Source organism: Bradyrhizobium genosp. SA-4 str. CB756 (assembly GCF_000473125.1).
GTDB lineage: Bacteria > Pseudomonadota > Alphaproteobacteria > Rhizobiales > Xanthobacteraceae > Bradyrhizobium > Bradyrhizobium arachidis.
In genome coordinates this window covers 2,904,664-2,930,897 of record NZ_KI421499.1, presented here as the reverse complement: position 1 = coordinate 2,930,897, position 26,234 = coordinate 2,904,664, and the positions used below count along the sequence as shown (strand labels likewise).

Genomic DNA, 26,234 nt, shown 5'->3' with positions numbered 1-26,234 from the left:
TTGGTGGTGTAAGCACGCCGTCAGTTGGACCACAGCGTCCGATGCCCTTCTGCGCGCGGAAGGCAACAACAGAAACTGGGACTGGGATTTTGATTGAGATGAAGAAGGTTTTGTTGGCTTCGGCCTGTTTGTTCGCTCTGGCTGCCCCCGCGTCGGCGGCTGATCTCGCGGCTCGCCCGTACACGAAGGCTCCGGTGGCTGTGGCCTCGGTCTACAACTGGAGCGGCTTCTACCTCGGTATCGTCGGCGGCGGCGCCTGGGAAAACGCTTCGGGTGACCCGAAGATGAAGGGTGGCTTCGTCGGCGGCACCGCCGGCTACAACTGGCAGACCGGCAATGTCGTGTTCGGCATCGAGGCCGACGGCGCTTGGGCTGACGTCAGCGCGACGGCGACCGGCGCGACCGTCGTCCCGGGCTTCGGCGTCGTGACCGCGACCGCCACCTCGAAGACCGACGCCATGGGCACGGTGCGTGGCCGCATCGGCTGGGCCGTCAACAACGTCCTGTTCTACGGTACGGGCGGCTACGCCTGGATCGACAACAAGATCACCCTCTCCGCGCTCGGCGTGAGCGCGTCGGACAGCAAGTGGCACTCCGGCTGGACCGTCGGTGCGGGCGTCGAAGCGTTCATCGCGCCGCAGTGGTCGATCAAGGGCGAGTACCTGTATCGCAGCCTCGCTGGCGAGACCTACTTCGCCGGCGCCCTGCCCACCGGCACGCTCAACTTCCACACCGTGCAGGTCGGCGTGAACTATCACTTCGGCGGCCCGATCGTCGCCAAGTACTGATCTCAAGAAGTACTGAGCTTCGTCTCACGACCGACGTCACATCGTCACGAAAGGCCGGCCTCGCGCCGGCCTTTTTGTTTTCGCGCGACCTCGCGCCCAACCGTCATGGAATCGAGAGTGCGGTGTGCATTGCGCCGCTGATTGGCTCCGATGCGTTGGGGAATTGACATGAAGACGTTGGTGCTGGCCTCGGTCAGCTTGCTCGCGCTCGGCGCGCTCGCACCGGCCGGTGCTGCCGATCTGCCGCTGTACAAGGCGCCGGTGGCGCCCGTGCTCGCCTATGACTGGATCGGCGCCTATGTCGGCATCAATGGCGGCGGCGGCCTTGCGCACGCCTGCTGGAGCGTCGTCGCTGTCGCCGGCGTTCCCATCGACCCGGCCGTCGGCGAGGGCTGTCACAATGCGAGTGGCGGCACAGTGGGTGCTCAACTCGGATATCGCTGGCAGAAGGCGCGCTGGGTGCTCGGCGTGGAAGCCCAGGGCAACTGGGCCGACTTCAAGGGCAGCAATGTCAGCTTCGTGCTGGCGCCGCTCAACAACCGGACCACGATCAACAGCTTTGGCCTGTTCACCGGCCAGCTCGGCTACACCGTGAACAGCCTGCTGTTCTACGGCAAGGCGGGCGCAGCCGTCGCGCACGACAGATACGACGAATTCATTCCGGGCGTTGGCGTCGTGTCCAATACCCTGAGCCAGACCCGCTGGGGCTATAGCGCCGGCTTTGGCGTGGAATACGCCTTCGCGGAGAATTGGTCCGTCGGCGGCGAGTACGACCATCTGTTCCTCGGGCATCACGGCGGCGACCTCGCCAGCGCGATCCTCGTCCCACCCGTGCGTACCGAACGGATCGGCCAGGACATCGATATCGGACTGATCCGCGTCAACTATCGCTGGGGCGGCCCCGTCGTCGCCAAATACTGATCCGCCAAAGACCAATCCCCAAGGGACTCCTCCAGGTCCTGCTTGAATGCGGATTGCCCCCAAGATCCGCATCTAAACGCGAACAAAGGGCCGGCCACGTGCCGGCCCTTTGCCTGTTCCGCGCCCTGCTCCTGCCAGATGCCGCCAGTGCGCCAACAATCCGTTGACGATTCGCAACTGCCTCTGGAAATCCGTCGCCGTTCTTCCTACGTTCGCTGCCATACCCATCGGCGCCGATCCCGGTTCCGGGCGAAGCGTGCCTTTTCGTTGGCGCGATCGCGCGCTTTTGGGATTCCTTGAGGGCAACTCGGATGGATGAAGTGATCAAGGCGAAGCGCCAACAGCAGAACGCGGGCTCGAGCCTGCGCGCAATTACGATCCGTGGTGCGCGCGAGCACAACCTCAAGAACATCGACGTCGAGATTCCCCGCGACAAGCTCGTGGTCTTCACCGGGCTCTCCGGCTCCGGCAAATCCTCGCTCGCCTTCGACACCATCTATGCCGAGGGCCAGCGCCGCTACGTCGAGTCGCTCTCGGCCTATGCCCGCCAGTTCCTTGAGATGATGCAGAAGCCTGACGTCGACCAGATCGACGGCCTGTCGCCGGCGATCTCGATCGAGCAGAAGACGACCTCGAAGAATCCGCGCTCGACCGTCGGTACCGTGACCGAGATCTACGACTACATGCGCCTGCTCTGGGCCCGCGTCGGCGTGCCCTATTCGCCGGCCACGGGCCTGCCGATCGAAAGCCAGACCGTCTCGCAGATGGTCGACCGCGTGCTGGCCCTGCCGGAAGGCACCCGCCTCTATCTGCTCGCCCCGGTCGTGCGCGGCCGCAAGGGCGAGTATCGGAAAGAGCTCGCCGAATGGCTCAAGAAGGGCTTTCAGCGCGTCAAGATCGACGGCACCTTTTACGAGCTGGCCGAAGCGCCCAGCCTCGACAAGAAATTCCCGCACGACATCGACGTCGTGGTCGACCGCATCGTGGTCCGTGCCGACATCGGCCAGCGCCTCGCTGAGAGCTTTGAGACCGCGCTGAAGCTGGCCGAAGGCCTTGCCGTCGTCGAGTTCGCCGATGCGCCCGCGGCCGCGCCTGCCGAGGAAAAGAAGAAGACCGCAAAGATCCACGACAAGAGCGGCCCCGAGCGCATCCTGTTCTCGGAAAAGTTCGCCTGCCCTGTCTCCGGCTTCACCATCCCCGAGATCGAGCCGCGCCTGTTCTCGTTCAACAACCCCTATGGCGCGTGTCCTGCCTGCGGCGGCCTCGGTGTCGAGCAACATGTCGACGAGGACCTCGTCATCCCCGACAGGGAGCTCGCCATCGGCAAGGGCGCGATCGCGCCCTGGGCCAAATCGTCGTCGCCCTATTACACGCAGACGCTGACGGCGCTCGGCAAGCACTACAAGTTCACGCTGACCACCAAATGGAAGGATCTGCCCAAGAAGACGCAGACCGCGATCCTCCATGGGTCGGGCGAGGACGAGATCAAGTTCTCCTACGAGGACGGCGTCCGATCCTACGACACCAAGAAGCCGTTCGAGGGCGTCATCACCAACATCAACCGCCGCTACCGGGAAACCGAGAGCGAATGGGCGCGCGAGGAGCTCGCGAAATACTTCCACGACGTGCCCTGCGGCGCCTGCAACGGTTTCCGGCTCAAGCCCGAGGCGCTCTGCGTCAAGGTCGGGGCTAAGCATATCGGCGAGATCTCGGAGCTGTCGGTCAGGAAGGCCGGCGAATGGTTCGAGACCGTGCCGGCGGCGCTGAACGCGCAGCAGAACGAGATCGCCGGCCGCATCCTGAAGGAGATCCGCGAGCGCCTGACCTTCCTGCTCGACGTCGGCCTCAACTATCTTACCCTGTCCCGCTCCTCCGGCACGCTGTCCGGCGGCGAGAGCCAGCGCATTCGCCTGGCCTCACAGATCGGCTCGGGCCTGACGGGCGTGCTCTACGTGCTCGACGAGCCCTCGATCGGCCTGCACCAGCGCGACAATGCGCGCCTGCTCGACACGCTGAAGAGGCTTCGCGACCTCGGCAACACCGTGGTCGTAGTCGAGCATGACGAGGACGCCATCCGCCTCGCCGACTACGTCCTCGACATCGGCCCCGGCGCCGGCATGCATGGCGGCAACATCGTCGCCGAAGGCACGCCCGCCGAGATCATGCGCAACCCGAAATCGCTGACCGGCAAGTACCTGACCGGCGAACTCGAGGTCGAGGTGCCGGAGCGGCGCCCGCCGAACCATCGCCGCACCATCAAGGTGGTGAACGCGCGCGGCAATAACCTCAAGAACGTCACCGCCGAGATTCCGCTCGGCCTGTTCACCTGCGTCACCGGCGTCTCCGGCGGCGGCAAGTCGACGCTGCTGATCGACACGGTCTATCGCGCCATCGCCCGCAAGCTGAACGGCGCCAGCGAAGGCGCCGCTCCCCACGACCGCATCGAGGGTCTCGAGCACATCGACAAGATCATCGACATCGACCAGTCGCCGATCGGCCGCACCCCGCGCTCGAACCCTGCGACCTATACCGGCGCCTTCACGCCGATCCGCGAATGGTTCGCGGGCCTCCCCGAAGCCAAGGCGCGCGGCTACGAGCCCGGCCGCTTCTCCTTCAACGTCAAGGGCGGCCGCTGCGAGGCCTGCCAGGGCGACGGCGTCATCAAGATCGAGATGCACTTTCTGCCCGACGTCTACGTCACCTGCGACGTCTGCAAGGGCAAGCGCTACAATCGCGAGACGCTGGAGGTCCTGTTCAAGGGCAAGTCCATCGCCGACGTGCTCGACATGACCGTCGAGGAAGCCGCCGAGTTCTTCAAGGCAGTGCCGCGCGTGCGCGAGACTTTTCAGACATTGCACCGCGTCGGGCTGGATTACATTCACGTCGGCCAGCAAGCGACGACGCTGTCAGGCGGTGAAGCCCAACGCGTCAAACTGGCAAAAGAGCTGTCCAAGCGCGCCACCGGCCGCACGCTCTACATCCTGGACGAGCCGACCACCGGCCTGCACTTCCACGACGTCAAGAAGCTCCTGGAGGTGCTGCACGAGCTGGTGGCACAGGGCAACACGGTCGTGGTGATCGAGCACAATCTCGAGGTCATCAAGACCGCAGACTGGGTCATCGACCTCGGCCCCGAAGGCGGCGACGGCGGCGGCGAGATCGTCGCCTGGGGCCCGCCGGAGGATATCGCGAAGGCGCCACGGAGCTATACCGGCAAGTTTTTGGAGCCGGTGCTGAAGAAGGCGCGGAAGCCGAAGCGAAGGAGCACGAGCGAGGCGGCGGAGTAAGCGAACCGAGCGAAATCCGCCGACGATTGGTCCAAGGGAGATCAAGCTTGTCCGCTGGCTTTGTGCAAACCTACCGCGCCTTCGCCCACAACAATGGCTGGGCGAACCACCGGCTGCTGACTGCCTGCACCGCTTTGAGCCAAGGCGATTTTGAAGCCGAGCGAACCGGCTTTTTCCCGAGCCTGCAGCGTACGCTGAACCACATCTATGTCATCGACCTCTTCTATGTCGATGCGCTGGAGGGTGGATGGCTTGGACCTGCGGCCTGGGAGAACGAAGTCCCGTACCCATCGCTGGCCGCGTTGAAACCCGCTCAAGCCGCGATCGACCGGCGGTTGATCGCAGTCTGCGATGCGCTGACGCCGAACCTTCTCGACGGGGTCGTCAGGATCAACCGAGATTCGCGGATTCAGACCGAGCGCCGCGACCGGCTGCTCATGCATCTCTTTCAGCATCAGATTCATCATCGCGGGCAGGCGCACGCCATGCTGTCCGCAACGGCCGTCGCGCCGCCTCAACTCGACGAATTCTTCGCGGAGGGAGAAGCACCGCTCCGGGCCGCCGAGTTCGCCGAACTCGGCTGGACCGAGAGCACCGTTTGGATATCATAGCGGACGAACCTGGCAGGTTCGCCTGCCCTTGTTACCCGTCGTCAGCTCCCCGGATGCCTCCCAACACCCTCGCCATCTTCGACCTCGACGGCACGCTCGTCGACAGCTTTCCCTGGTTCCTGCGCACCATCAACGACGTCGCCGATCGCTTCGGCTTTCGCCGCGTCGCCGATGAGGACGTCGAGGGGCTGCGGCATGCCTCGACGCGGGAGATCCTTTCCCGGCTCGAGGTGCCCTTGTGGAAGCTGCCGGCGATCGCGCGGCATGCGCGGCGGCTGAAGGCGGAGGCAGCTAGCGAGATTCCGCTGTTCGCGGGCGTCGAGGCGATGCTGCGGACCCTGATCGAGAGCGGCGTGCAGCTCGCGCTGGTGACATCCGACAGCGAGGCCAATGCGCGTGAGAAGCTCGGCGATGCCGCGGCGCTGTTCGCGCATTTCGACTGCGCGGCATCGCTGTTCGGCAAGCCCGCGAAATTCCGACGTGTCATCCGGCGCGCGGGCGTAGAGCCGGGCAAGGCCATCGCGATCGGCGACGAGGTCCGCGACATCGAGGCGGCGCGTGCCGTCGGCATCGCCTGTGGCGCCGTGTGCTGGGGCTACGCGGCCCCGGCGGCGTTGCGGGCGCTTGCGCCGGATCACATGTTCGCGCAGATGGAGGAGATTGCCGAAGTGGTCTGCCGGATTTCGCAGAGCGCCTGATCCGCAATCGCCGCGCACGGCGAAGGGAGACGCCCGATGACACTCACGGACGCAAGCCGCCTCAAGCTCCTGGAGCCGCCGGTCGGCCGGTTGCGGGTCGTGCTCGACACCGACACCTATAACGAAATCGACGATCAGTTCGCGCTCGTGCAGATGCTGCTGTCGAAGGACCGCTTTGATGTCGAGGCGATCTACGCCGCGCCGTTCTTCAATGCGCGCGCGGACAGTCCCGGCCACGGCATGGAGCTGAGCTATCAGGAAATCCTGCGCCTGCTGGAGCGCCTGAACGTCGCGCCGGAAGGCCTGGTTCACCGCGGCGTCACCGATTATCTCGGCCCCGGCAAGACGGCGCGGACGGCCCCCGCCGTGGACGACCTCATCGCCCGGGCGCGCGCGGGCACGCCGGACAATCCGCTCTACGTCGTCGCCATCGGCGCCATCAGCAACGTCGCCTCGGCGCTGCTAAGAGCGCCCGAGATCATCGACCGTATCGTTGTGGTCTGGCTCGGCGGCCATGCGCTGGAATGGCCCCACACGGTCGAGTTCAATCTGAAGCAGGACGTCGGCGGCGCGCAGGTGCTGCTCGACAGTGGCGTGCCGCTCGTCCTCGTCCCGTGCATGGGCGTCACCTCGCGCCTGCACTCGACGGTGCCTGAGATCGAACGCTACGTCGAACCCCACGGCAACATCGGCGCGTTTCTCGCCATGCGCTTCAAGGAATATTCGTCCGACCACATGGGCTGGGCCAAGGAGATCTGGGACATGGCGGCGGTCGGCTGGCTGCTCAACCCCGCTTGGGCGCCGAGCGTGATCATCCCCGCTCCGGTCATCACGGATCAGATGACGTGGAGCGTCGACCGCAGGCGGCATCCGATCCGCTACGTGACCTATGTGGACCGCAACCCGATCCTGAAGGATTTTTTCGTGAAGCTGCGAGACTTCGCTGCGTCAAAGGTGCCGTAGCCCGGATGAGCGAAGCGTTATCCGGGAGCGTCCCGCATGTCGCTCCGCTCATGCGGGCTACAGCCCCCTACTCCGTCTTCCGCAAAAACGCCCCGAACGCCCGCGGGCCGTCGCCGGTCTTGATCTCGCCGATCACCTTCAGCTCGGCGGCGTCGATGACATCGAGCGTGTTGCTCTCCCAGCAGGCGACGATGATGCGCTTGGCGTCGGCGGTCGCGTTGATGCCTTCAGGATAGTCGCCGACATTGATGCGCTTGACCGGCTTCAGGCTCGCAAGATCGAATACGCTGACGGTGCCGCCATACTGGTCGGTGACGAAGCCGCGGCCCTGCGCCAGCGCCACCGCATAGGGGCGCATCCCGACCGGCACGCGGCCGATCTCGGCACCCGCGGCGATATCGATCACCGAGACGTCGTCGGAGCCGACATTGGCGGTGTAGGCGCGCTTACCCTCGGCATCGATGGTCACGCCGAACGGGCGGGTGCCGACCTTGATGGTCGCCTTGCGCTGGCCCGTCGCGGTGTCCACGACCGAGACGCTGTCGTCGTCGCGGTCCGCCGAGAGCAGCAGCTTGCCGTCGGGCGTCACCGCGAGCCCCGAGGGCGAAGCGCCGACCGCGATGCTGGCGGTGAGGCGCCGCGAGGCCGCATCGATCACCCGCACCGCCGCCGCATACCAGTCGGCGACATAGACGGTGCGGCCGTCGGGCGCGACCGCAATGCCGAGCGGGCCGCCGCCGACCTCGATGCGGCCCGCGACCTGCCGCGTTGCGGCGTCCACCACCGTCACCGCCTTGGCGTCGGGGCTCGTCACATAGGCAAAGCGCCCGTCCGGGCTGACGGCAACGCCCGCCGGCTTGCCGCCGATCGGGATGGTCGCGACCGCGCGTGATGTCGCGAGGTCCACGACCATCAGATCGTCGCTGAGCTGGTTGGTGACGAACGCCTCTTCGGCGGATGCGCCGCCGGGAACTGCAATGCAGAGGCTGGCGGTGAGCGCCGCCAGAGCCAGCGCGCGCACGGTCAGCTTCCGCTCTCGATCTTCTTCTTCAGCGCCTCGAGGCCGGTCTTGTAGAGCCCGCTCACCGCGGTCTTGGCGGCTTCGTCGCTCAGCTCCGGCGGCGGATCGTTGTTGGGATAGCCGCGGTAGAACGCACCGGCCCATTCCAGCGTCGCACCCTTGCCGTCGGCGCTCGGCGTCACCGTCAGCGTCGAGGAATAGTTGGTGACCGGCAGCACCTTCACGTCGACGGTGGTGATCCGGTAGGAATAGGTCATCGCGGCCGCGTCGAACTTGTAGAGCTCCTCATCGACCGTGGCGCCGCCGGTCAGCGTCAGCTTCCGCGTCGCGCCGATCTCGTTACCCTTCTCGCCCTCGGTCTTGGTGACGGGCGGAAGCCAGCCCATGTCCTGGAAATTGCCGATCGCCGCCCACACCTTGGCCGGGGCCGCGTTGATCTCGATGGATTCCCGCACCTTCTGCCGGGTCGGCCCGTGGGCCCAGACCGGCTCAAACACAGCCGTCAGAGCCATCCCCGCCACCGCCAGCGCCGCCACCCCGGCGATCGCCGTTCCGCTTCTCGTCCTCATACCGTTTCCTCACTCCTCAATCCGCGCGACTTGGGGCGCGCTGAGGTCATGGTAGCGCATTTTTGGACCATGGCGAGACCGGTTCGCGGCGCGGCTGTGGCGGAGGCGCTCGCCCATCCACACCATCCGTTGCGTTGCCCGACAGGCAACACACGCAAGAGCAACGTCAATGCACCCAGGCGAAAACAATTCGCTTTACGCGAATTCGGAAATATCGCATGATTTGGACATCCCAGCCCGGGCCGAGGGGCGTATCGCGATCGTCACGACACGCGGGATGGGACGTGGTGGACGCAGGCGGCGTCGGCGCGAAGGCGGTTTGCAGGGCGGTTCACACCGTGAGCGACGGCTAGCGCGCGCACGACCGGTGCAGCCTGCGTACGGCAAAATCGTGTGGTCCTGGCGCCCGGGGTCTGTGCGCCAAGTCCTGCTGTGATGCTGCGGCCCAACCGGGCACGCGCGTCAGCGAGCGGCAAGGCGACGGGGGCAATAGTGCATCGCTCCCCGGGGAGAGCGCGACATAAGCCGTCAAACCACTGCGCAAGGAAGGCCGGATGTTTGGCTTCACCTGTATGCCGCTGTGCAATTTTTTGTTGCCACCTTTCGCACAGTGGACCGTGGGTGCCCGGCCGGCACCCGGCCTTCCCTGCGCCCTCGGCATTTTCGGGGGCAATCGCAAAGCTCGGGCACGACGTGCCGCGAGAACGGGAAAGTGCGTCCGCGCGCTAAAACACCAAATGAAGGCGAAGCATGTCACCGCAACCTGGGCAGCGCCCGCTAGAACATATCGGGAACACAATCCTCGCGAAAGCTGCATCTGAGAAACATTTAGAAATAAACAGAAATAGACCCGGCAAGCGTTACTGGGCGCGAACTAACACTTGAGATTGCAGGCCAGAAACGCCCCGAGACGACGTAAGACAGCTTGCTGGCATGAGGCCAGCTCCCACCTCGCGACCCCGGCAATGATTGACGGACGTCCGGGACACTAAAGCCGCGAGGAATGCGCGATGGTCACAACCTATTTCAGCTACAGCTACATCACGCGCAACCTCAAGCAGTCTCTGACGCGCGTCGAACAGCAGACGGACGTCGCGCGAGAGGCCGCCTATTACAAGGCCAACATCGGCAAGGTGAAGACCGTCGACGATTTCATGAAGGACTATCGCCTCTATCATTATGCGATGAAGGCATATGGCCTGGAGGACATGGCCTACGCCAAGGCTTTCATGAAAAAGGTGCTGGAGAGCGACCTCAACGACTCCAAGAGCTTCGTCAACAAGCTGGTCGACAAGCGCTACCAGGAGTTTGCCGCGGCATTTTCCTTCAACGGCACTGCAACGCCGGTCGCGCAATCGGACGACCAGACCGATGAGATGATCGGCCTGTACACCGCGACCAAGAAGAGCCAAGTCGACGCGCTTGCCGACGACACCAACTACTACAACGCCAAGATCGGCACCATCACCAGTGCCGACCAGCTCCTGAACGACGATCGTCTTCGCAACTACGTCTATTCAGCGTTCGGGATCGATGAAAGCAAGTGGCCGCGCGACACGATCAGCCAGGTCCTGCGCAGCGATCCATCCGATCCAAACAGCTACGTCAACACCACATTCGCATCTCAATTGACTGGCCTCAACGCCCAGCTCGCTCAAGCCAAATCGGACGTGAGCGCCACCAATACGAAGATCGCCGACTACACGGCCCAACTCTCGCAGCCGGGCGCTGACGTGTCCCAGTTGAAGGTCCAGATCCTGGTCGAAAAATATCACCTGGAATCATACACGAAGAGCGTATCCGACCTCGGCGACCAGATCGCGACGATTGGCAACTTTGTAGACTTGGCCGGCGCGTTCGAATTTTCGCCTGACGGGTCGCTTCCGTCAGGCGTGTCCGCCCAGACTGCTGCAAACGTCACGCTCACGACAAAGGCGTACGACGACAGCAAGTCCGCGGTCTATGCGGCTGCAAGCCCGCTGAACGAAGCTTTCGCCATCAGGCAGTTCAGAACGGCCATCCTCACCATCAATTCGCTCCAGACGTTCGTATCGACTCCAGCCGTGTACGACTTCGCGCTGGGCGCCGTCGGCCTCGATCCCGCAAAGGTCTCGCAGGACACCGTCGAGAAGGTGCTCGAAAGCGACCTCAGCGATCCCAAGAGCTACGTCTATACGCTCAAGGACAATCGCTACGTCGAGCTTGCGCGCGCCTTCAACTTCGACGCAAAGGGCAACCTGACGACGCCCCTGGTGGCTCAGGACCCGGCTGAAGTCCTCGATATTGCGAAGGACTACGTCATTCAAGCAGTGAAGCAGGCAAGCCCCGATCAGCAGAAGGCAGTTCGGGCACAAGCCCAGAAGGACGCGACGTCCTATCAGGAAGCCATCGCTGGCATCGACAGCGTTTCCGAGCTGCTTGATAACCGGAAGATGGTCGATTTCATTCTCGTCGCCAAAGGCTTGGACCCCAAGAAGGTCAGCTCCGAATTTCTCGAGAAGATCTTCGCCTCCGATCTGAGCAATCCCAAGAGCTTCGCGAACACGCAGAGCGATCCTCGCTTTGCTGAAATCGTGGCATCGTTCAACTTCGATAGCAAAGGCAACGTCGCACGCCTGCCGATGATGGGTCCCCAGAAGCGGGATCAATTCCGGGAAACACAGGCGAACTATCTCCAGCAAAGCCTGGAGCAGCAGCAGGGTGAGACGAATCCCGGCGTGCGCCTCGCGCTCTATTTCCAGCGCAAGGCGGGTGAAATCACCTCCGCCTACGACATCCTCGCCGACAAGGCCCTCTCGGAGGTGTTCAGGACCACGTTCGATTTACCTGACTCGATGGCGGCGATGCCGATCGATCAGCAGGCCAAGTTCGTGGACAGATTCATGAAGATCACGGATCTGTCCGACCCCACCAAGGTTGCAAAGCTGTTGAACCGTTTCTCCGCGATGTACGACATCAGAAACAGCCAGAGCACAGGTCAAGGTCAATCCCCCCTGCTCAACCTCTTTCAGGGATCGAACTCGGGGTTAAGTGACTCGACGTACCTGGCCATTGCCAAGCTACGTTCGCACTGATGATCGCTCGGCGATCCCAAAGCGGGATGAGATCAGGATGAATCGTCATCGCGCTTTAGGTTATTAGTTGAGCATGATTTTTTCGGAGAATCGCTGCGCACTTTTCCGGATCATGCTCTAGCCCATGACCTCGAGCACCAGCTCCATGGTCATCAGCACGGGATTGTCGCCACGGATCAAGCGGCCATCCGCGACGCCGCCGGTATAATCGATCAAGGCAATGTCGAGCGCCGCCTCGAGTGCGCCCGAAGCGCCCGGCGCAATCGTCCCCGCCGTCACCGCCAGCTCCGTCGCGAACGGCTCGGTCACGCCGCCATGGGTGAAGCGCGCGCCGATGGTGGAGCCGACGCCGCCGTGAATCTTCGCGCGGGCGATGCCATGCGCGCGGCAGAAGTCTTCGAGGCAGCCGGCAAAATCCTGGTTGGGCCGCAGCCGCAAGGCAAAGGCGCGGCTCGTCGTGCGCGCACCGGTGCTCGCGGAAGCCAAAGGTCCGAACAGCCTAAAGTTGGTCTCCGGATCGACCTCGGCAGTGAACGCTGCGCCATCGAGGCCGAACGCCTCGACCTCGAACGGCTCGGCGACAATGGTCTCGTCCGGCATCATGTGGCCGCCGCTCGCCTTGCCGTCCGCCTCGGTCCAGAGCCCGTGGCAATGAAAGAACGGCGCACCGTCGCGCGAGCCGAGCGTCATGCTGCCGAGCTTGGTGCGCGTCAGGCCGCCCGGCCGAAATGTATCGCTGTAGAACGCCGCGTTCTCGCCGGTCTTCGACAGCGCCGGCATCACATAGGCGAACGGCCCGAGCGTGCCGCGGCCGAAGTTCAGCACGCCACCGGCAAATCCCTCCGCCGCAAAGCCGCGGCGCGCGGCTTCCAGCAACGGCAGGCCGGCTTGAAGCGTGAACGCGAAGGCGCGCCCCCTCGCCTCCACCCACTGGATGCGTTCGGGAAGCGGCGCGCCCGGCTGCTTGATATTCCGCATCGCGTACGCTCAGCTCGCCTTCGTCTTGTCGAGATCGAGCAGGCCGCGCGCCTCGAGCTCGTCGCGCACCATCCGCTTCGGCACCTTGCCATAGCCCGACTTCGGCAACGCCTCCCAGAAGAAGAAGCGCTTTGGCATCTTGTAGCGCGGCACCTTCGCACCGAGGAACGCCGCCATCTCGGCTTCGGTCACGGCCTTCGCGCCTTCCCGCGCAACGCAGACGGCGACGCCGACCTCGCCCCAGGTCGCATCGGGCACGCCGAGCACGGCGACCTCGCCGACCGCGGGATGGGTCAATATCTTCTCCTCGATCTCGCGCGGATAGATGTTGGAGCCGCCGGAGATGTACATGTCGGAGGCGCGGCCGGTGATGTAGACAAAGCCTTCCTCGTCCATATGGCCGAGGTCGCCGGTGCGGAACCAGCCGTTGCGAAACGCTTTCGCATTGGCCTCGGGATTGTCGTAGTAGCCCGCAAGCACCGCAGGTCCGATCACGCAGATCTCGCCGCTCTGGTTGGCTGCGAGCTCGCGGCCCTCGTCGTCCTGGATCGAGACCTGCATGGCGGTGCGTTCGAAGCCGCAGGTGCCGATCTTCGCATATGGGCCGTCCTCTGGATCGTGCAGTGCCGCCGGCAGAACCGTGATGTTGCCGGTGACCTCGCCCAATCCAAAATACTGCACGATGACCTTGCCGAGCTTCCTCAGCGCAGTCTTCTGATCCTCGCGATACATCGGCGCGCCGGCGTAGATCACGTGGCGCAGCGAGGAATGATCGTACTTGTCGATCGCGGGGTGCTCGACCATCATCTTCAGGATCGTCGGCACCGTGAAGAGATTGGCGACGCGATGCTTCTCGATCAGGCGGAACGCCTCGTCGATGTCGAACTTCTCGGTCGGCAGCAGCACGGTGCAGACGCCGCGCGCGGTCTGCACCAGCTGGTGCACGCCGGCACCATGCGACAGCGGCGCCACCACCAGCGAGGCATCCGCCTCCGTCACACCTGGGGTGAGATCGGCAAGATGGTTGGTGACCACAAAACCCATCTGGCCGTGGGTCAGTACCGCAGCCTTGGAACGGCCGGTGGTGCCGGAGGTGAAGAAGAACCAGCAGGGATCGTCGTGCTCGACTGCGACGTTCTCGACCGCGCTACCCGCCTTCGACGCGATGGCCTCCGCGACCGACGTCTCGCCGAACGACGCCTTGCCGTCGACGCTCCAAATGAATTCCAGCGCGCCACCCTTCACCGCCGCGGCATGCTCGGGAAAATCGGCATGGCACAAAAATGCCTTCGCGCCCGAGGCCTCGGCGAGATAGCTGACCTCGTCGGGCATCAGGCGGAAATTGGTGGGAACCCAGACCGCGCCGAGCCGGAACGCGGCGAACATCGAGAAGAACATCTCGTCGCCATTCTTGGAATGGACGAGGATGCGATCGCCCTTGGCGATGCCGCGCGCGGCGAGCGCCGCGGCCAGCGCGGAGACCTGCGCATCGATCTCGCGCCAGGTCCAGGATCGGTCACCCCAGACGAAACCGGGGCGCGATCCATGCCGCCGCGCATTCTGGGTCAGCATGTAAGCGAGATTCATGACGCGGCGGGACATGCGCAGGGGCTGCATCGGGCTTCCTCTTCGAGTGCGGTCGGCGCGCAAGCCGCCCGCTCATTGAAGCCCATTTATCGCCATCGCCAGCGACGTAGCAAGACCATCGGCCCCGCGCCCGCCCTACGGCTGCTTGAATGCGAACGGCGTTGCCGTGATCGCCCTCTCCTTGACGCAGGCCTGCGTGCCAAAACCGCCGCAATAGCTACCGTGCAGATCGAAGCGGACGGTGCGCGCGGCGCCACGCTTGATCGGCGGCGCCAGGATCTTGTAGCTGCGGATATAGCCGTCGAACACCGGGCGCACGCTGCCGTCAGGCAGCGTCACCAGGATGGTCATGACGCAGCCGCCGGTTCCACAATAGGTGGTCTCGCGGTCGCCGCATTTGGCGTCGCGGAAATCGACGATGTAGTCCTCGCGGCCATCACCGGTCAGATCGACCTTGCGCACGGTATCCGAGGCGAAGGTCACGACGCCCCCATCCTGGCTCTCGCATTCCTCGTTGGCATAATGCAGCGCCTTCTGCACGGCGGGAGGATAGTCGGCCGGGTTGAACGGCTTCGCATCGTCGGCGCGCGCAGTGGAAGCGAACAGAGCGAGCAGGAGGATGAGATAGCGCATGCGCGTTTGTCGGCGGTGCGGGCACGATCGTTCAGGGAATTTTAAACATGATCAGCGCAACCTTCGCTCAGTTCTCGCGTACAGAGTGCCGCATCATGGTCAAAGCGTCCGCCCTCCTCCTGTTGTCGCTGGCGCTCGCCGGATGTGCCGTCGCCCCGCAAGCCCATCTCGCACCCAATCCCGCCTTCAAGCCTGCACGCTACGCCTGGGACGGCGCCGGCGAGAATCCCAACCAGCCGCGCTCTGCCTCATCGCGTGCAATGCGCGCCGCAGCGGCGGCCGATCGCACCCGATCGCAGGCCGGACTTCAGCCCTATTCTAGGGAATGGTGGCAGGTGCAGGACGGCATCGAGGCCGAGCAGGACGCCAGGGTCAACCGCTCCCTCGTCATCTGCCAGGGTTGCCTCCGCCAACAGCCCCAGCCGGAAGACTCCAGGCTCGCCAAGGCGAGTGATTGAACCGAACAGCCGCTCCATCGGTCTACAGAGATACGCGCCGGCCACTCCGGCCTGTTGTCGCGCGCCGTCATCTCAGGGACAGTTCATGCTCACCCGTCGGACTTTCGTCGCCGCCTCTCTGCTTGCCGGAATCGCCCCGGCTTTCGCCGAGACTCCCGCTCCCACCGATCCCGTCGCCATCCTGACCGCGATCTATACCCGCGCCGCCAAGGGCAAGGGCGACGGTGGCGCCGCCTTCGTCATCGAGAACAAGGCAGCGAAGTCAAACTACCTCTCCAAATCGCTGGTCGCGCTATGGGCCAAGGCGGATGCGCACACGCCGAAAGGCGACGTCGGGCCGGTCGATTTCGATCCGGTCACCAATTCGCAGGAACCGGACGTGAAGTCGTTCAAGGTTGACGCTGAGAAGATGGAAGCGGACAAGGCGACGGTCGCGGTGACCATCACCGGCCACCGCAACGACCGGAAACCCGCCGACCAGATCGTGCGTTACGACTTCGTGCGCGAGGCCAATAGCTGGAAGATCGACGACATCAAGGGCTCCTCCGACGGCGAAGCCTGGTCGATCCGCAAGATGCTGACGGACTCGCTGAAGAGCTGACCGGAGACGACATGAGCGACGTCATCAACAACAAGGCCCATCACCGCTATGAGCTCGAGGTGGAGGGCCATCTCGCGACCGAGCATTACAAGCTCGACGGCGAAGTCATCACCTTCGAGCATACGGACGTGCCGAAGGAGCTCGGCGGCAAGGGCGTCGGCTCAAAGCTGGTGCAAGGCGCGCTCGACCAGGTCCGCGCGGCCGGATTGAAGCTGATCCCCCAATGCCCGTTCGTGAAGGCGTGGATCGAGAAGCATCCGGAGTACCAGGACCTGGCGAAGCGATGAGGGCGCAGGCCCGCCTGTAGCCGGGCGGGCCTGCCGACGTCCACGGCCTATCGCCCGTGCTTGAGCATGTCCTGGTCAGTCAGATCCCAGTCCTGCCACAGCAGCAGCATGCCAAGGAGGACCGTCACCGCGCCGAGGCTGGTGTGGTAGATGCGCAGGAACCCTTCACCGGAATAGCCGAGGAAATAGGGCGAGGCGATGAGCCACAATCCGACCAGGATCGTCGCCACCTCCTGCCAGCGTTGCAGCGCGACATATTCGAGCTGACTGATGCCAAACACGACCAGGCCGACTGCAACCGCGTTCAGGATGACCATTGAGTCTGCGGCGATCGCGGGTTGTTCCTGGATGGGAAACCACGGCGAGACGACGATCAGTGCGCCCAGCACCATCCCGCACCAGTCTTCCCATGTTCGATGAGTATTCAAGAAACCAAAGTCCGACATCGTACCCTCCTACGACAGAGGCATACGTCTGCGGCTGGCGATCATGACACACCGAATATCTAGCGACCCTGCCTGCCGCATTCGGCGTATGTCCTGCAAAAGACGTGGGAGCCGCCGGCGACCGCGCAAGAGCGAATGCGAGGATTATTTCGATGGCCGCCGCGATGTTCGCCGGTCACCAACTCATATCGCACTGCGGCTACAGGGCCCCGAGCCTCTGAAGCGCCTCGCGCGCGACCGGCAGGCCGGGCTTCGATTCCAGCGCCTTCCTGAAGTCGGCGATCGCGCCCTGCTTGTCGCCGAGCCGAAGCTTGGCCTGGCCGCGATTGTTCCAGGAGAACACGTCGGAGGGATCGTATTGCAGCGCCTTGTCGTAGTCGGCAAGACCGCCCTTGTCGTCGCCCTGGTAGAGCCGGATCATGCCGCGGTTGCGCCAGCCGCGCGCATCGGTCGGCGCAATGCGGATCGCCTCGCCATAGTCGGCGGCGGCGCGGTCGAGCTGCTCGCTGTCGCGATAGACGTTGCCGCGATCGATATAGGCGAGCAGGCTGGGCGCAAGCCTGATCCGCATGGTGTAGTCGGCAAGCGCATGCGCCACGTCGTGCCTGCGGTAGTAGACCAAGGCGCGATTGGTGTAGGCCGTGGCATAGTTCGGATCGCGCTTGATCGCGGCATCGAAGTCGGCGAAGGCGCCGTCGAGATCGCCCTTGTTGTAGCGGGATTCGCCGCGATTGCTGTAGGCCAGCGCCAGCGAGGGATCGAGCTTGATGGCCTGATCGTAGTCGGCGATGGCGTGATCGAAGTCGCGCTTGAAGCTGTAGACGCGGCCGCGATTGTTGAAGGGGCAGGCATAGTCGGGAGCGAGCCTGACCGCCTCGTCGAGATCCGACAGCGCCGCGTCGAGCTCTCGCTTCTCGGTGAGACCATGGCCGCGATTGCAATAGGCGCCGGCGAGCCGGTGGCCGCTCTCGCTCCTGGTCTCGATCACGGTCGAGCACGCCTTGACCCGCTCCTCCGGCGTGCTGGTCAGCCCGACGCATGCGTCCCAGACCGGACCGCCTTCGGCCGCAGCCGGCAGCGGCGCCGTCGAAGCAAGCGCGGCGAGCAACGCCATGAGGCTGAGCGGGACACGCATTTTCGAGATATCTCCCCTGCGGCAACCTCCCTTGGTCGCACCTTGGCAAGGGCCGGTTCAGGCGCCTAGATCAGGAAAGAGGCAGCGCTTCGGAAGGATATTGCATGGCGGCATCGGTACGCGACAACAAGGAGAAGGGCCGCTTCGAGCTCGACGTTGGCAGCGAGGTCGCCTTCGCCAATTACCGGCTGACGCCGTCGGCGGTGATCATCACCCACACCGAGACGCCGCGTGCGCTGCGCGGCCGCGGCATCGCGTCCGAACTGGTGAAGGGCGCGCTGGAGCTGATCCGCCGCGACGGCAAGAAGGTGATCGCCGGCTGCGGCTTCGTCGTCGATTATCTCGAGCGGCATCCGGAAGATGCCGACCTCGTCGCCTGAAAGAAAAAGGGCCCGCGAAATCGCGGGCCCTTCTCATCCCTAGACTCAATCCCCTTGGCAATGACCGATCAAGCGGTCAGTGCTTGATTTCCGGCGGCAGCTTGCCGCCATTGGCGGCGAGCTTGGACATCACCTGCTTGTGCAGCCAGACGTTCATGCTGGCGGAGTCGTTCATGTCGCCGCTGTAGCCGAGCTCCTTGGCGAGGTCCTTGCGCGCCGCAAGGCTGGAATCGATGTCGAGCGCCTTCATGAGGTCGACGATCGAGGTGCGCCACTCCAGCTTCTCGCCCTTGTGAGCGGCCGCGGCCTTGTCGACGATCGCAGCGACGTCGACCGTTGCCGCCGGCGCGGCAGCAGGCGCCGATCCAGCCGGCGCGGCGCTGGCGGGCGCGCTGGGCGACGGTGCGCTGCCTGCGGGTGCGGCGGCAGCCGGATGGCTGCCGAAGATCGCGCCCATGATTTTCCCGAAAATGCTCATGTCTGCTCCCCGAAAAAGGATCCGTTGGAAGGGCCTTGAGCGGCACTTATAGACGAAGTTACCGCGTTGCGCCCGCGTTCCTGCGAACGAACAAGCAGCATCAGCTTATCTGCGGCGAAATGACGACCGAATGACACATTCGAGGTTGCACTGCGACATCGAATTTCACCCAAGCGTGAGGGACAGGACTCGGAAATGGGCGTACGCTTCTCGCTCAGCTCGCGATGTCTTCCGGAATTCGCGTCTGGTCGGGATCGCGCAACTCAGAGAATGGCGGCCGCTTGCGCCGTTGCCGGCGCCGAATGCGGCCGCCCGGCAAGGGAGCTAGCGACCATGGCCACATTCTACCGGGGCAATGTCCCAACGATGGTCCAGCCGACTGACGCGGCTGGACCGGTGATCCGAACCATCCAACTCTCCGACCTCCACGATGCGCTCAAGCGCGGCTGGGAAGATTTCAAGGCGGTTCCGAGCCACGCCATCATCCTCTGTGTGATCTATCCGGTGCTGGGCCTCGTGCTCGCCCGCGTGGTGATGGGCCATTCGGTGCTGCCGCTGCTGTTTCCTCTGGCCGCCGGCTTCGCGCTGATCGGGCCGTTCGCGGCGCTCGGTCTCTACGAGCTCTCCAGCCGGCGCGAACGCGGCGAAGAGGCAAGTGCCTGGGATGCCATGGAGGTGCTGCGCTCGCCCTCGTTCGGCGCCATGCTCGGCCTCGGCACGTTGCTGCTCGCCCTGTTCGTGACCTGGGTCGCGACCGCGCAGGCCATTTATGTGTCGGCGTTCGGCTATGAGGGCGTGACCGGAATCTCCGATTTCATGACGCGCGTGCTGACGACCCGGCAAGGCTGGTGGCTGATCGTGGTCGGCTGCGGCGCCGGCTTCCTGTTCGCCCTCGCCGCGCTCTGCATCAGCGCCGTGTCATTCCCGCTCATGCTCGACCGCCATGCGGGCGCGTTCGAGGCGATGGTCACCTCGCTGCGCGTCGTCGCCAAGAACCCGGTGCCGATGGCGGCTTGGGGTCTGATCGTGGCGGTGTTGCTGGCGTTTGGTACGATCCCGGCCTTCCTCGGCCTTGCCGTGGTGATCCCCCTGCTCGGCCACGCCACCTGGCACCTCTACCGCAAGGTGATCGCCTCGGAGCCCGGGTCGCGCCCGGTGCCGCCCCCGCCGCATCGCCCGCGCAAGCCGGCCGCCGACTTCCCCGCCAACCTCTTCCCCTGGCGTAACAGGTCAGACGCCTGACGCCATCGTGACATGCGATCCTGCCCGAGCCCGGCTCGGGCGGGATCGCGAACTGTCATACGCCTTGCTTTGGCCGCGGTTACAATCGAGATTGCGCCTGCCGGTCAGATCACTTCACGGAATCTATTTCATCTGATGACCCCGACGATTTCTCGTCTCGCTCTCGCAGCCCTCGCCCTCTCCGCGTCCATCCTGTCCGCCCAGCCAGCGCTTGCCGCGGTCGCCTGCGGCTCCGGCAATTTCGACGCCTGGCTTGCCGACTTCAAAGCCGACGCTGCGGCCAAGGGCATCTCGCAGCAGGCCATCACCGCCGGGCTTGCCGGCGTGACGCTCGACCAGAGCGTGCTCAATCGTGACAAGTCGCAAAAGGTCTTCACCCAGACTTTTGAAGAGTTTTCCGGCCGCATGGTGCCGCCGCGGATGACGCGCGGCTCCAACATGATGAAGCAATACGGCTCGGTGCTCTCGCGGATCGAGCAGACCTACGGCGTGCCCGGCGAGGTGCTGGTCGCGATCTGGGGGCTCGAGACCGATTTCGGCGTCAACACCGGCAAGTTCGCCACCATCCGCTCGCTGGCGACGCTGGCCTATGACTGCCGGCGTTCCGAGCAATTTCGTGCTGAGCTGATGGATGCGCTGCGCATCGTCCAGCGCGGCGACCTGGCGCCCGGCGACATGAAGGGCGCCTGGGCCGGCGAGCTCGGTCAGACCCAGTTCATGCCGTCGTCCTGGATGAAATATGCCGTCGACTTCGACGGCAACGGCAAGCGCGATCTCCTGCACAATGCGCCCGATGTGCTGGCGTCCACCGCCAATTATCTCGCCGGGTATGGCTGGCAGAAGGGTAAGGATTGGCAGCCCGGCAGCCCGAACTTCGCGGTGCTCCAGCAGTGGAACAAGAGCGAGGTCTATTCGAAGACCGTGGCCTATTTCGCCACTCAGCTCGCGCGCGCTCCTTAAGACAACACTCTGCAAACGCATAGGGCCGATCGCCCGGCGACCGGCCCTCTCTTGAGTGCGTTTACCTACCCGTTTACTTGCCCATGGTGGCGTGCATCGCCTTGTTCAAATGCGCTCCGCACACACCCATCTTGCCATTGAGGAGCGCGTCCTGCGCCGCAGCGATCTCCTTCTGCGCGACGAACTTGCTGTCGCCGTCGGCCATGGCTTCGATCGCGGTTTCGGTCTTCTCCAGATTGGCCGAGCTGCAGCCGCCCATGGCGTGCTTGGCGGCCTGGGCCGGCGCGACGGCGAATGCGACGGCGGCAATTGCGATAACCCCGAGTAACTTCGTCATGATGTTACTTTCCTTCTCTTGTTCTTGAGACAGATCCAGCGACATTGCCGGAATCTGCGGCATGACTTTCCTCCGGGCGCGGCAACTTGCCGCAATAAATTCCCCGCGAGAATTGCGTGATGTTGCGCGCTGCGCAGAGGCGCATGCGAAATTTCTGATTTTCATTACAACTTGGTAATAAAACCACACCCCTGACGTGTGCGCACCGCGCCGGGAGAGGTCAAGACGCGAACCACGCCCGGATCAGCTCCCTCTGTCCCTGCCGGTTCCTTGGTCTCCGTCGTTCGGCCCACCGGCTAAAGAGCTGACGAATCGGTGGTGGCGCCCCATCGAGGAGCTGTCTGCTCGTGCTCAGCCCGCCCCTTATAATGAATTAATGTTCATTCTTTAGACTCAACCACACATGCGATTCGCGCATGCGAGACTTGGGCCCAGTAGCTGACCGGTCGCCTTGCGTGGGAGGGGAACACGACTTATTTCGGTCTCGAAGGGAACCGCGATTGTAATCATAAGCCCGTGTATTCACGGACATTTATGACAATCTGACGTCTCGCTCGCCCACTCTTGTGCGAGCTTGCCTCCGGGTTAATCGTCCGTTACCGGCGCTATGCATCCGACGCTTAGCTGCATCGCAACATCGGAACTTTCGCAGTGCACCACTCTCATCTATATTCATTTCAACGATGAGGCCTTGGGAAAGGCTGAATCGAACTACAGGAGACTACCAATGCTGCTCTCGCTCATCCGCATGATCCAGGCTTTCCGGGACTATCAGCGCAATGTTGCCGAGCTGTCCCAGCTCAGCGATCGCGAACTGGCCGACATCGGCCTCGATCGCTCGGACATCCCGCGCGTTGCCGCCGGTCAGTATCAGGGCTGATATCGTTCAGCCCTTACCGGACGAACCGATAGCGCCCGCCTCGTGCGGGCGTTGTCGTTTCTGATGGCAGAAAACTCGATCTCGGCGATTCCACTCTGCGCCGAAAAGCGCTACCTGTCCGCCCCATGACAGGACCCCAATCGAACATCGTGCACGTGATCGGTGCCGGCCTTGCCGGTTCCGAGGCCGCCTGGCAGGTGGCGAAATCCGGCGTGCCCGTCGTGCTGCATGAGATGCGGCCGACCCGCATGACCGAGGCGCACCGCACCGACGGTCTGGCCGAGCTCGTCTGCTCCAATTCGTTCCGCTCGGACGACGCCGCCAACAACGCCGTCGGCCTGCTGCATGCGGAGATGCGCCGGCTCGACTCGCTGATCATGCGCGCGGCTGACGCCAACCAGGTGCCCGCCGGCGGCGCGCTCGCGGTCGACCGCGACGGCTTCTCGGCCGCCGTCACCAAGGCGCTGAACGACCACCCCCTGATCGAGATCGCCCGCGGCGAGATCGCGGGCCTGCCGCCGGCCGACTGGAGCAACGTCATCGTTGCGACCGGTCCCCTCACCTCTGCCCCCCTCGCCGATGCCATCCGCGAGCTGACCGACGAGAACGCGCTCGCCTTCTTCGACGCGATCGCGCCGATCGTGCATCGCGAGTCCATCGACATGTCGGTAGCCTGGTTCCAGTCGCGCTACGACAAGGTCGGCCCCGGCGGCAACGGCGCCGACTACATCAACTGCCCAATGACCAAGGAGCAGTATGACGGCTTCGTCGGCGCGCTGATCGCCGGCGAGAAGACCGAGTTCAAGGAGTGGGAGACCAACACGCCCTATTTCGACGGCTGCCTGCCGATCGAGGTGATGGCGGAGCGCGGCCCCGAGACCCTGCGCCACGGCCCAATGAAGCCGGTCGGCCTCACCAACCCGCACGATCCCGCCACCAAGGCGTACGCGATCGTGCAGCTGCGCCAGGACAACAAGCTCGGCACGCTCTACAACATCGTCGGCTTCCAGACGAAGCTGAAATATGGTGAGCAGCAGCGCATCTTCCGCACCATTCCCGGGCTGGAGAAGGCCGAGTTTGCCCGCCTCGGCGGCCTGCATCGCAACACCTTCCTCAACTCGCCAAAGCTGCTCGACGGCCAGCTGCGCCTGCGCGCGCAGCCGCGGCTGCGCTTCGCCGGCCAGATGACGGGCTGCGAGGGCTACGTGGAATCCGCCAGCGTCGGCCTGATCGCCGGCCTCTACGCGGCAGCCGACGCCCGCGGCGAGACGCTGGCGAGCCCGCCGGGCACCACGGCGCTGGGATCGTTGCTCGGCCACATCACTGGCGGCCACATCGAAACCATCGAGCCGGGTACCCGCTCGTTCCAGCCGATGAACATCAATTTCGGCCTGTTTCCGCCGCTCGCGAGCGCACCGACCAAGAAACCGGACGGCACGCGGCTGCGCGGCAACGAGAAGACGGTGGCCAAGAAGCAAGCGATGAGTGCGCGGGCGCTCGCCGATCTCGATCGCTGGATCGCCGATCACCTGCGCATTGCCACCGCGGCGTGAGTTTCAGATGAGCCTCCCCAAAGACGACGCCGCGACCTTGTCGGCGCGCTGGACCGAGGGCGTTCTGCTCAAGCGCGACGTGTTCTCGACCGTCGAGCGCGGCCGCTTCCGCGGCGAGAACGGCGAGGTTGACGCGGTGCTGCGCCGGCTCGATGAAGTGCCATGGTGGTCCTTCCTGCTGGCGCGCCATCTGTTCGCGCGCGAGAAGCATGCGCTGGCGCTCGCAAAGGGCCTGAACGTCGGCCCCGAGCTGCTGTGGGCCGGACGCCGCGCGCTCGTGCGTGGCTTCGTCGACGGCGTCGCGCTGCATCTGGCAAAGCCCCATGGCGACCTCGCCTATTTTCGCTCGGCCAAGGCGGTGCTGCGCCGGCTGCGCCGCGCCGGCATCTGCCACAACGATCTCGCCAAGGAACAGAACTGGCTGGTCGGCCGCGACGGCCTCGCTTACGTGACCGACTTCCAGCTCGCAGCGTGCTTCAAACGGCGCGGCCGGCTCTATCGCATCCTCGCCTATGAAGACCTCAGGCATCTGCTCAAGCACAAGCGCTCCTACGCGCCCGAGGCGCTGACTCCGCGCGAGCGAAAGGTCCTTGCGAAGAAGTCGTTCGCCGCGAGCCTGTGGCTTGCCACCGGCAAGAAGGTCTATCGCGCCATCACCCGCGGCCTGTTCAACTTCACCGACCGCGAGGGCGGCGGCCGCCGGCTCGTCAACGATGCGCCGGTGCTGGCCGAGCTGATCCGCAAGAATCCCGCCGTGCGCGATACCGCCATCGTCGCCTTCGCCGACCGCCGCTCGGGCGTCGGGCTCTATGCCTTCGTCGAGGCCGATCAGGCCACGCTCGAAGGCCAGCTCCGCAACGAGCTGACCGCCGCGAGAGGCCCGAAGCCGCCGGAACACATCCAGGTCGTGCACGCCCTTCCGCGCGATCCCAGCGGCAAGCCGCGCACGGAGATCCTGCAGCTGGTCGCCATGAACCAGCTCGACCTGATCGAGCCGATGATGAGGAACGACCAGGATCGCGCCTTCCTCAAGGACATCCTGGAGCAGCGCAAGAACCTACGCGACCGCTTCAATTTCGAGGCGGACCTGCCAACCACCTAGCGCGGGGCCCTGTGCCTTGAAGCGTCCACATTGGCAATAGAGAAGCGGTCGAACGAAGGCAGGCTTTGGCGGAATCATGGGGACGCGGGGGACGACGATGCATGGTGTGGTTGGCGGCCTGATCGCCAGCCTTCTGCTGCTGGTGGCCGCCCCGGCCATGGCCGAGTCTCCGGCCGAGCAGATCTCGAGCTTCCGCCTCAAGCACGGTGAAGTCCGCGTCGTCCGCGACGCAACGCTGGACCGCATCGCCATGGACCAGGCGCGCGCGATGGCGGCGAAGGACGACCTCAGCCATGATGCCCTCGGCCCGTTCAACCGGCGCGTCGCCCCGGCCGGCGCGGGCCGCGCCGCCGAGAACATCGCCTATGGCTACGACAATTTCGAGAAGACGCTCGGACAGTGGATCGACTCCTCCGGGCACCGCAAGAACCTGTTGCTGCACAACGCCTCCCGTGTCGGCATCGCCAGTGCCAAGAACGCCAGCGGCAAGCGCACCTATTGGGCGATGGTGATCGCCGGCGATTACGAGCCCAAGGGCAAGAAGAAGAATAAAGATAAGGAGCCGCTGGTCGCCGTGAAGCGCGAGACTGCACCCGCGAGCAAGCCTAAATCCAGCGGCTGCCACGTCAAGCTGCTCAGCCTCTGCATCTGAGGTCGGACGATTTCAGCCGCGGCGCGCGGCCTCGATCGCTGCGACGTCGATCTTCGTCATCTCCATCATCGCATCGAACGCGCGCTTGGCCTCGGCACCACCGGCGGCAAGCGCTTCGGTCAGCATGCGCGGCGTGATCTGCCAGGAAACGCCCCATCGGTCCTTGCACCAGCCGCAGGCGCTCTCCTGCCCGCCATTGCCGACGATGGCGTTCCAATAGCGGTCGGTCTCCTCCTGATCGTCGGTGGCGATCTGGAATGAGAAGGCTTCGTTGTGCTTGAAGATCGGCCCACCGTTGAGGCCGAGACAGGCGACGCCGGCGACGGTGAACTCGACCGTGAGCACGTCGCCAGCCTTGCCAGACGGATAGTCGCTCGGCGCGCGGTGTACGGCACTCACCGTGCTGTCGGGGAACGTCGCGGCGTAGAAGCGGGCAGCCGCCTCGGCATCCCTGTCGTACCAGAGGCAAATCGTGTTCTTCGCCATCGTGTATCCCCTTCGGTTTCAAGACGATCGCACCGACATTCGTTGAGAACGGATAGTGGCGCGATCTTCTTCACGCTAGATACCCTCTTGGATGCGCGCCACCAAGG

27 protein-coding genes are annotated in these 26,234 nt (G+C 64.4%); 17 read left to right on the top strand and 10 right to left on the bottom strand.

Going from position 1 to position 26,234, the window contains the following annotated elements; translation table 11 throughout:
• Positions 1-98: 98 nt before the first annotated feature.
• From BRAGE_RS0114420 to BRAGE_RS0114395, 6 genes are all read left to right on the top strand, one after another.
• Entirely contained in the window at positions 99-788 is a 690-nt protein-coding gene (locus BRAGE_RS0114420) for an outer membrane protein (protein WP_027559283.1), read from the top strand.
• Between the two features lie 168 nt (positions 789-956).
• Entirely contained in the window at positions 957-1,709 is a 753-nt protein-coding gene (locus BRAGE_RS0114415; RefSeq protein WP_027559284.1) for an outer membrane protein, read from the top strand.
• A gap of 311 nt (positions 1,710-2,020) precedes the next feature.
• Entirely contained in the window at positions 2,021-4,996 is a 2,976-nt protein-coding gene (gene uvrA / locus BRAGE_RS0114410; protein ID WP_027559285.1) for an excinuclease ABC subunit UvrA, read from the top strand.
• 47 nt (positions 4,997-5,043) lie between these two features.
• Positions 5,044-5,607 (top strand): DinB family protein, encoded by a 564-nt coding sequence (locus BRAGE_RS0114405; RefSeq protein WP_027559286.1) that lies wholly within the window; start codon positions 5,044-5,046, stop codon positions 5,605-5,607.
• 53 nt (positions 5,608-5,660) lie between these two features.
• Positions 5,661-6,305 (top strand): HAD-IA family hydrolase, encoded by a 645-nt coding sequence (locus BRAGE_RS0114400; RefSeq protein ID WP_027559287.1) that lies wholly within the window; start codon positions 5,661-5,663, stop codon positions 6,303-6,305.
• Positions 6,306-6,341: 36 nt separating this feature from the next.
• On the top strand, positions 6,342-7,268 hold the full coding sequence (locus tag BRAGE_RS0114395) for a nucleoside hydrolase (protein ID WP_027559288.1): 927 nt from the start codon (positions 6,342-6,344) through the stop codon (positions 7,266-7,268).
• A gap of 67 nt (positions 7,269-7,335) precedes the next feature.
• Here BRAGE_RS0114395 and BRAGE_RS0114390 read toward each other — a convergent pair whose 3' ends face one another.
• Positions 7,336-8,289, bottom strand: coding sequence for a cytochrome D1 domain-containing protein (locus BRAGE_RS0114390; RefSeq protein WP_027559289.1), 954 nt, complete (start codon positions 8,287-8,289; stop codon positions 7,336-7,338).
• A gap of 2 nt (positions 8,290-8,291) precedes the next feature.
• Entirely contained in the window at positions 8,292-8,858 is a 567-nt protein-coding gene (locus BRAGE_RS0114385; RefSeq protein ID WP_027559290.1) for an SRPBCC family protein, read from the bottom strand.
• A 1,010-nt stretch (positions 8,859-9,868) separates the two neighbouring features.
• On the opposite strand from BRAGE_RS0114385, the gene BRAGE_RS0114380 reads away from it, so the two are divergent.
• Positions 9,869-11,932 (top strand): DUF1217 domain-containing protein, encoded by a 2,064-nt coding sequence (locus BRAGE_RS0114380; protein WP_027559291.1) that lies wholly within the window; start codon positions 9,869-9,871, stop codon positions 11,930-11,932.
• Positions 11,933-12,049: 117 nt separating this feature from the next.
• On the opposite strand, the gene BRAGE_RS0114375 is transcribed toward BRAGE_RS0114380, so the two are convergent.
• The 3 genes from BRAGE_RS0114375 to BRAGE_RS0114365 all read right to left on the bottom strand — a co-directional run bounded on the left by BRAGE_RS0114375 (position 12,050) and on the right by BRAGE_RS0114365 (position 15,130).
• The gene (locus tag BRAGE_RS0114375; protein ID WP_027559292.1) at positions 12,050-12,910 is read right to left on the bottom strand and encodes a PCC domain-containing protein; all 861 of its coding nucleotides are present in this window, start codon (positions 12,908-12,910) and stop codon (positions 12,050-12,052) included.
• A gap of 9 nt (positions 12,911-12,919) precedes the next feature.
• Positions 12,920-14,527: an acyl-CoA synthetase gene (locus BRAGE_RS0114370; protein ID WP_027559293.1), complete on the bottom strand. Its 1,608-nt coding sequence runs from the start codon at positions 14,525-14,527 to the stop codon at positions 12,920-12,922.
• A gap of 105 nt (positions 14,528-14,632) precedes the next feature.
• On the bottom strand, positions 14,633-15,130 hold the full coding sequence (locus tag BRAGE_RS0114365) for a hypothetical protein (RefSeq protein WP_027559294.1): 498 nt from the start codon (positions 15,128-15,130) through the stop codon (positions 14,633-14,635).
• A 95-nt stretch (positions 15,131-15,225) separates the two neighbouring features.
• Between BRAGE_RS0114365 and BRAGE_RS0114360 the strand changes: the two genes are divergently transcribed.
• The 3 genes from BRAGE_RS0114360 (at position 15,226) to BRAGE_RS0114350 (ending at position 16,476) form a co-directional block, all read left to right on the top strand.
• Positions 15,226-15,588 carry a hypothetical protein gene (locus BRAGE_RS0114360; protein WP_027559295.1) on the top strand — a complete coding sequence of 121 codons (363 nt, stop codon included), beginning with the start codon at positions 15,226-15,228 and terminating at the stop codon, positions 15,586-15,588.
• Positions 15,589-15,673: 85 nt separating this feature from the next.
• Positions 15,674-16,189 carry a DUF3828 domain-containing protein gene (locus BRAGE_RS0114355; protein WP_027559296.1) on the top strand — a complete coding sequence of 172 codons (516 nt, stop codon included), beginning with the start codon at positions 15,674-15,676 and terminating at the stop codon, positions 16,187-16,189.
• Positions 16,190-16,200: 11 nt separating this feature from the next.
• Positions 16,201-16,476: a GNAT family N-acetyltransferase gene (locus BRAGE_RS0114350; RefSeq protein ID WP_027559297.1), complete on the top strand. Its 276-nt coding sequence runs from the start codon at positions 16,201-16,203 to the stop codon at positions 16,474-16,476.
• Between the two features lie 47 nt (positions 16,477-16,523).
• Here BRAGE_RS0114350 and BRAGE_RS0114345 read toward each other — a convergent pair whose 3' ends face one another.
• Both BRAGE_RS0114345 and BRAGE_RS0114340 read right to left on the bottom strand, forming a co-directional pair.
• Positions 16,524-16,922, bottom strand: coding sequence for an SPW repeat protein (locus tag BRAGE_RS0114345; protein WP_027559298.1), 399 nt, complete (start codon positions 16,920-16,922; stop codon positions 16,524-16,526).
• 199 nt (positions 16,923-17,121) lie between these two features.
• Positions 17,122-18,057: a tetratricopeptide repeat protein gene (locus BRAGE_RS0114340; RefSeq protein ID WP_027559299.1), complete on the bottom strand. Its 936-nt coding sequence runs from the start codon at positions 18,055-18,057 to the stop codon at positions 17,122-17,124.
• 104 nt (positions 18,058-18,161) lie between these two features.
• On the opposite strand from BRAGE_RS0114340, the gene BRAGE_RS0114335 reads away from it, so the two are divergent.
• A complete protein-coding gene (locus BRAGE_RS0114335) occupies positions 18,162-18,437 on the top strand; it encodes a GNAT family N-acetyltransferase (protein WP_027559300.1) in 276 nt (91 codons plus the stop codon).
• A 76-nt stretch (positions 18,438-18,513) separates the two neighbouring features.
• Here the strand turns inward: BRAGE_RS0114335 and BRAGE_RS0114330 are convergent, their stop codons facing one another.
• Entirely contained in the window at positions 18,514-18,915 is a 402-nt protein-coding gene (locus tag BRAGE_RS0114330) for a DUF3597 domain-containing protein (RefSeq protein WP_027559301.1), read from the bottom strand.
• A 333-nt stretch (positions 18,916-19,248) separates the two neighbouring features.
• Here BRAGE_RS0114330 and BRAGE_RS0114325 point away from each other — a divergent pair, with 333 nt between their 5' ends.
• Together BRAGE_RS0114325 and BRAGE_RS0114320 are read left to right on the top strand one after the other, a co-directional pair.
• A complete protein-coding gene (locus BRAGE_RS0114325) occupies positions 19,249-20,157 on the top strand; it encodes a DUF2189 domain-containing protein (RefSeq protein WP_027559302.1) in 909 nt (302 codons plus the stop codon).
• Positions 20,158-20,292: 135 nt separating this feature from the next.
• Positions 20,293-21,117 carry a lytic murein transglycosylase gene (locus BRAGE_RS0114320; protein WP_027559303.1) on the top strand — a complete coding sequence of 275 codons (825 nt, stop codon included), beginning with the start codon at positions 20,293-20,295 and terminating at the stop codon, positions 21,115-21,117.
• A gap of 73 nt (positions 21,118-21,190) precedes the next feature.
• Here the strand turns inward: BRAGE_RS0114320 and BRAGE_RS0114315 are convergent, their stop codons facing one another.
• Positions 21,191-21,517, bottom strand: a complete 327-nt coding sequence (locus BRAGE_RS0114315; RefSeq protein WP_027559304.1) for a hypothetical protein — start codon at positions 21,515-21,517, stop codon at positions 21,191-21,193.
• Between the two features lie 664 nt (positions 21,518-22,181).
• Between BRAGE_RS0114315 and BRAGE_RS52755 the strand changes: the two genes are divergently transcribed.
• From BRAGE_RS52755 to BRAGE_RS0114295, 4 genes are all read left to right on the top strand, one after another.
• Positions 22,182-22,334, top strand: coding sequence for a DUF1127 domain-containing protein (locus tag BRAGE_RS52755; protein ID WP_007590701.1), 153 nt, complete (start codon positions 22,182-22,184; stop codon positions 22,332-22,334).
• 125 nt (positions 22,335-22,459) lie between these two features.
• A complete protein-coding gene (gene trmFO / locus BRAGE_RS0114305) occupies positions 22,460-23,887 on the top strand; it encodes a methylenetetrahydrofolate--tRNA-(uracil(54)-C(5))-methyltransferase (FADH(2)-oxidizing) TrmFO (protein ID WP_027559305.1) in 1,428 nt (475 codons plus the stop codon).
• A gap of 7 nt (positions 23,888-23,894) precedes the next feature.
• Entirely contained in the window at positions 23,895-24,989 is a 1,095-nt protein-coding gene (locus tag BRAGE_RS0114300) for a serine/threonine protein kinase (protein ID WP_027559306.1), read from the top strand.
• 97 nt (positions 24,990-25,086) lie between these two features.
• The gene (locus BRAGE_RS0114295; protein WP_027559307.1) at positions 25,087-25,641 is read left to right on the top strand and encodes a CAP domain-containing protein; all 555 of its coding nucleotides are present in this window, start codon (positions 25,087-25,089) and stop codon (positions 25,639-25,641) included.
• A 12-nt stretch (positions 25,642-25,653) separates the two neighbouring features.
• Here the strand turns inward: BRAGE_RS0114295 and BRAGE_RS0114290 are convergent, their stop codons facing one another.
• Positions 25,654-26,127, bottom strand: coding sequence for a VOC family protein (locus tag BRAGE_RS0114290; RefSeq protein WP_027559308.1), 474 nt, complete (start codon positions 26,125-26,127; stop codon positions 25,654-25,656).
• Between the last annotated feature and the right edge of the window lie 107 nt (positions 26,128-26,234).

Bases quoted from the DNA above. Each gene is read 5' to 3' on its own strand.
- BRAGE_RS0114420 (WP_027559283.1), top strand. From the start codon at position 99: ATGAAGAAGGTTTTGTTGGCTTCGGCCTGTTTGTTCGCTCTGGCTGCC.
- BRAGE_RS0114415 (WP_027559284.1), top strand. From the start codon at position 957: ATGAAGACGTTGGTGCTGGCCTCGGTCAGCTTGCTCGCGCTCGGCGCG.
- uvrA (WP_027559285.1), top strand. From the start codon at position 2,021: ATGGATGAAGTGATCAAGGCGAAGCGCCAACAGCAGAACGCGGGCTCG.
- BRAGE_RS0114400 (WP_027559287.1), top strand. From the start codon at position 5,661: ATGCCTCCCAACACCCTCGCCATCTTCGACCTCGACGGCACGCTCGTC.
- BRAGE_RS0114395 (WP_027559288.1), top strand. From the start codon at position 6,342: ATGACACTCACGGACGCAAGCCGCCTCAAGCTCCTGGAGCCGCCGGTC.
- BRAGE_RS0114385 (WP_027559290.1), bottom strand. From the start codon at position 8,858: ATGAGGACGAGAAGCGGAACGGCGATCGCCGGGGTGGCGGCGCTGGCG.
- BRAGE_RS0114380 (WP_027559291.1), top strand. From the start codon at position 9,869: ATGGTCACAACCTATTTCAGCTACAGCTACATCACGCGCAACCTCAAG.
- BRAGE_RS0114375 (WP_027559292.1), bottom strand. From the start codon at position 12,910: ATGCGGAATATCAAGCAGCCGGGCGCGCCGCTTCCCGAACGCATCCAG.
- BRAGE_RS0114370 (WP_027559293.1), bottom strand. From the start codon at position 14,527: ATGCAGCCCCTGCGCATGTCCCGCCGCGTCATGAATCTCGCTTACATG.
- BRAGE_RS0114365 (WP_027559294.1), bottom strand. From the start codon at position 15,130: ATGCGCTATCTCATCCTCCTGCTCGCTCTGTTCGCTTCCACTGCGCGC.
- BRAGE_RS0114360 (WP_027559295.1), top strand. From the start codon at position 15,226: ATGGTCAAAGCGTCCGCCCTCCTCCTGTTGTCGCTGGCGCTCGCCGGA.
- BRAGE_RS0114355 (WP_027559296.1), top strand. From the start codon at position 15,674: ATGCTCACCCGTCGGACTTTCGTCGCCGCCTCTCTGCTTGCCGGAATC.
- BRAGE_RS0114350 (WP_027559297.1), top strand. From the start codon at position 16,201: ATGAGCGACGTCATCAACAACAAGGCCCATCACCGCTATGAGCTCGAG.
- BRAGE_RS0114345 (WP_027559298.1), bottom strand. From the start codon at position 16,922: ATGTCGGACTTTGGTTTCTTGAATACTCATCGAACATGGGAAGACTGG.
- BRAGE_RS0114340 (WP_027559299.1), bottom strand. From the start codon at position 18,057: ATGCGTGTCCCGCTCAGCCTCATGGCGTTGCTCGCCGCGCTTGCTTCG.
- BRAGE_RS0114335 (WP_027559300.1), top strand. From the start codon at position 18,162: ATGGCGGCATCGGTACGCGACAACAAGGAGAAGGGCCGCTTCGAGCTC.
- BRAGE_RS0114330 (WP_027559301.1), bottom strand. From the start codon at position 18,915: ATGAGCATTTTCGGGAAAATCATGGGCGCGATCTTCGGCAGCCATCCG.
- BRAGE_RS0114325 (WP_027559302.1), top strand. From the start codon at position 19,249: ATGGCCACATTCTACCGGGGCAATGTCCCAACGATGGTCCAGCCGACT.
- BRAGE_RS0114320 (WP_027559303.1), top strand. From the start codon at position 20,293: ATGACCCCGACGATTTCTCGTCTCGCTCTCGCAGCCCTCGCCCTCTCC.
- BRAGE_RS0114315 (WP_027559304.1), bottom strand. From the start codon at position 21,517: ATGCCGCAGATTCCGGCAATGTCGCTGGATCTGTCTCAAGAACAAGAG.
- BRAGE_RS52755 (WP_007590701.1), top strand. From the start codon at position 22,182: ATGCTGCTCTCGCTCATCCGCATGATCCAGGCTTTCCGGGACTATCAG.
- trmFO (WP_027559305.1), top strand. From the start codon at position 22,460: ATGACAGGACCCCAATCGAACATCGTGCACGTGATCGGTGCCGGCCTT.
- BRAGE_RS0114300 (WP_027559306.1), top strand. From the start codon at position 23,895: ATGAGCCTCCCCAAAGACGACGCCGCGACCTTGTCGGCGCGCTGGACC.
- BRAGE_RS0114295 (WP_027559307.1), top strand. From the start codon at position 25,087: ATGCATGGTGTGGTTGGCGGCCTGATCGCCAGCCTTCTGCTGCTGGTG.
- BRAGE_RS0114290 (WP_027559308.1), bottom strand. From the start codon at position 26,127: ATGGCGAAGAACACGATTTGCCTCTGGTACGACAGGGATGCCGAGGCG.